The 3,468-nt window shown below is 53.9% G+C and carries 4 protein-coding genes; all 4 read left to right on the forward strand.

Annotated features, from left to right (window positions below):
* Window positions 1-304 (forward strand): SCO family protein (locus tag WEB54_RS08045; RefSeq protein ID WP_368054880.1); only part of this gene is annotated, 304 nt, incomplete at its 5' end.
* A 541-nt stretch (window positions 305-845) separates the two neighbouring features.
* A complete protein-coding gene (locus tag WEB54_RS08050) occupies window positions 846-1,403 on the forward strand; it encodes a DUF305 domain-containing protein (protein WP_368054882.1) in 558 nt (185 codons plus the stop codon).
* Between the two features lie 589 nt (window positions 1,404-1,992).
* Window positions 1,993-2,667: a type 1 glutamine amidotransferase domain-containing protein gene (locus WEB54_RS08055; RefSeq protein ID WP_368054884.1), complete on the forward strand. Its 675-nt coding sequence runs from the start codon at window positions 1,993-1,995 to the stop codon at window positions 2,665-2,667.
* 96 nt (window positions 2,668-2,763) lie between these two features.
* Window positions 2,764-3,459 (forward strand): ZIP family metal transporter, encoded by a 696-nt coding sequence (locus tag WEB54_RS08060; protein ID WP_368053313.1) that lies wholly within the window; start codon window positions 2,764-2,766, stop codon window positions 3,457-3,459.
* Window positions 3,460-3,468: the final 9 nt, after the last annotated feature.

Genomic DNA, 3,468 nt, shown 5'->3' on the forward strand with positions numbered 1-3,468 from the left:
GAGAGTATTATTCGTCAGTGTTGACCCCGACCGCGATGACCCGCAGCAACTTGAGACTTACACCAATATCTTTGGCCCTCAATTCATTGGCCTAACCGGTACTCAAAAACAATTGAAAGACTTGACTAAAACTTTTCGTGCTACCTACGGCTATGGCAAGCCAGATGAGAGTGGATACTACGATGTTTCACACAGCATGGCGTTGTATGGCTTTGATGCAGAAGGGCAGGCACGGGTATTGCTTAAGAATGATGAGGCAATAGAAAATATTGCCGCCGATATGCAACAACTACTGGCATTATGACCGCAATTAGACTCAGGCAGGTTTCAACGCAGTGTATGGTCAGGTGATTTCAGCGCCAATGGTCGCAGAGACGGGCGATCACAACTCGTATACTAAACTGCCAAAGCTAATGGTCTGGAACAATACCGCTACTTGAAGTGGGTGTTCGAACTCGAAGCAGAACGCAAAAACTGCCACAGCGTACTGGCAAGGTGTTGGCCTTTATTAACCAGCCGGTTGAGGTGGCAGCCTTCCGCGCGGAGTTCGTCCGTTTTCTCAGCGTCGGGAAGCAACGGCCGAATCTAATTGTGAGAATCGGTCGTGGGCCTGAAACACCACGATCCTTGCGCCGCCCGGTGGAGAAGGTTCTTCTCTGAGCAGCTGATAGGTTCGACACCGAACAGACAGCGTTCGCCAGAGGAGTGAAGATTTTAAAGAGGTCTTTAGGAGGCTTTTTAACACTTGTAGAAAAGACGGCAGTGTTTTGGGCTCTGGGCTTTTAGCCTGAGCAGCGATTACGCGACCCTAAGTCTGCACTTTTCACAATTTGGAGAACGTTAACATGGACCAGGATAAACAGATGATGGGAGGAAGCTGGGGTCGGTTTGCGGCGATGATTGCGACATCGGCTTTTATTATGTTTTTCTTGATGTACCAGCTTGTCTACTCGTTCGATCATGCAACGTTCAGTATTAGCCGATTGGTCGCCTCCTTGGTTATGGCCTGTGTCATGACTATCGTCATGCTGTCATTCATGTGGTCGATGTACAAAGGCAAGAGTACCAAAATCGTGGTATTTGTTTTAGCGGCACTCTTGGGCGTGATTTTACTATTCGTGAACAGGAGCCAGTCGTTGGTCGGGGATGAGAACTTTATGAAGTCTATGATTCCGCACCACTCAATTGCCATTAACAACTCGCGCCGAGCGAGCATCAGTGATCCTCGAGTCCGGAAACTGGCTGATGAGATAATTGCGGCCCAGGTTCGCGAAATTGCCGAGATGAAGTTGCTCCTTGAGGACATTGATCAGAACGGAGAAAGAGGGGGGAAGGCATTACCGCCGCGTTCAACTGAGATAACCCCTGAAATGAGACGTAAAATTGAAAAGGTGGTGCAGTAAACTGGACGAATGCTACTTATTACTTAAAACCGCGTAATGAAAAGCGAGGTAAACCATTGGAATCAGTATCAGAACTCCCATCAAGCTCGAATACCCAATCTGTTCTGCGACAGCATATGATTATCGTGACCACTGCTACTCCTATCACGAAAATGTACTGGTTAACAACGGCTCTGGATGGTCGTCTAAAGAGTCGGGGGTTTAAACCACTGGGAAATTATTGTATGGGTTGCTAACTATGATGACGGCGGAACAGCAACCGAATCGGGAACGCTCGGTCTGGATTTAGAGGAGTACGATATTGAACTAAACCTTCCCGCTGCGCCCGGCTCAGCTTCCATTCTGCCGGGCACAACCAGTGAAGTCTGGCGCTATAAGACAGAAGTATTGAAGGGCCCGGAAACTACCGTCTCCGAAAACACGGGCAGCTATCTGGGACCAACCATGAGACTGCGCAGCGAGGAAGTTATCGAGGGGATCGAGAACGCCCCTGCGGCATTTTTCGGATTGCTAAACGGTGAAGCGTTCGGCAAACGTGTGGTTAAACTCTGCGCCTGAAACTTGCATATTTATCGAAAGGTAAACAACTATGAAAATTTTAATAGTACTGACATCGCATGACAAACTTGGCGATACCGACAATAAAACCGGGTTCTGGCTCGAAGAATTCGCCGCCCCCTATTACGTCTTCAAGGACGCGGGCGCGCAGGTGACGCTTGCCTCGCCCAAGGGCGGACAGCCCCCGCTGGACCCCAGCAGCGACACCGAGGACGCACAAACCGAGGCGACGGAACGCTTCAAGGCCGACAAGGCGGCCCAAAGCGATCTTGCGCACACCGCCGTGTTGTCCACCGTGTCGACGGATGGCTTTGATGCCATCTTCTATCCCGGTGGCCACGGCCCGCTTTGGGATCTGGCCGAGGATGCCGACAGCATCAAACTGATCGAAGCCTTCGCCGCCAGCGACCGGCCCATTGGCGCTGTCTGCCACGCCCCGGCGGCGTTCAAGCATACCAAGGGCGCAGACGGCAAACCGGTGGTCTCGGGCAAGACCGTAACCGGGTTCACCAACAGCGAAGAAGAGAGTGCCGGCCTTAGCAAAGTGGTCCCCTTTCTGGTCGAGGATATACTGAAAGCCAACGGTGGAAATTATGAAAAGGGTGCCGATTGGGCGTCTTTCGTGGTGATCGACGGTAAGCTGGTCACAGGCCAGAACCCGGCCTCCTCGGCAGAGGCTGCACGTAAATTGCTGCACCTGCTATGAAAGGCAGGTTCGCGTCGGTCATCCGGTGCTTGCCCAAATCGTCTCTCGGTATGGTAAGGACCGTTAGGGCCGGTCCTGGAAGAGGGTAGGACACTGATGTTTTTGACTGTCATCGTCATCGTGGTTGTATCGGCCGCATTGATTGCTGGCGCGGCGTGGGGTATCTACGGCAACCTGTCCGCCAAGGTTGAGGGATTCATCGTCGCCCTCGCCGGTGGCGCTCTCATCGTTTCGGCGGTACTTGATCTCATCGGCCCCGCCACCGATGTCGCGCCTTTGTGGGCGGTAGTGGTTTGCGTTATGGCGGGTGCCACGGCGTTCAGTGTTCTCGACCAGTTCGTCAATCGCAAGCTCGGCTCTGACAGCGGCGGCGGGCTCCTGGTGGCCATCACCCTTGACGGGATCCCCGAGAATCTTGCCCTCGGTGTGGCGCTCATCGGCGTCGGTCCTCTGCAAGTGGCGTCCTTATCAGGGTCGATCTTCTTGTCTAACCTGCCCGAGGCGGCAGGCGGGGCGAAGGCGATGTCGAGGAATCACTCCAAGGCCAAGGTGCTAGGCTTGTGGGCCGTCACCGCAGCCTTGCTCTCGGTCGCTGCCCTTGTGGGCAACCTGCTGCTCTCCGGCGTGCCCGAGGCGCCGCTTGGGCTGATTCGCTGCGTTGCAGGGGGGGCGGTAGTCGCTTCCTTGGGCACTGAGGTGTTCCCCAAGGCGTTCAAGGAAGACGGGTACGCCACCGGCGTCGCGACTGCGATTGGAGTAGTATTTGCAATTGCGTTGGGTCAGTTGGACTGAGGCCGAAGT

This window comes from Saccharospirillum sp. (assembly GCF_040881935.1).
GTDB lineage: Bacteria > Pseudomonadota > Gammaproteobacteria > Pseudomonadales > Natronospirillaceae > Saccharospirillum.

Coding starts and splice junctions, on each gene's coding strand:
- WEB54_RS08050 (WP_368054882.1), top strand. CDS start 846: ATGGACCAGGATAAACAGATGATGGGAGGAAGCTGGGGTCGGTTTGCG.
- WEB54_RS08055 (WP_368054884.1), top strand. CDS start 1,993: ATGAAAATTTTAATAGTACTGACATCGCATGACAAACTTGGCGATACC.
- WEB54_RS08060 (WP_368053313.1), top strand. CDS start 2,764: ATGTTTTTGACTGTCATCGTCATCGTGGTTGTATCGGCCGCATTGATT.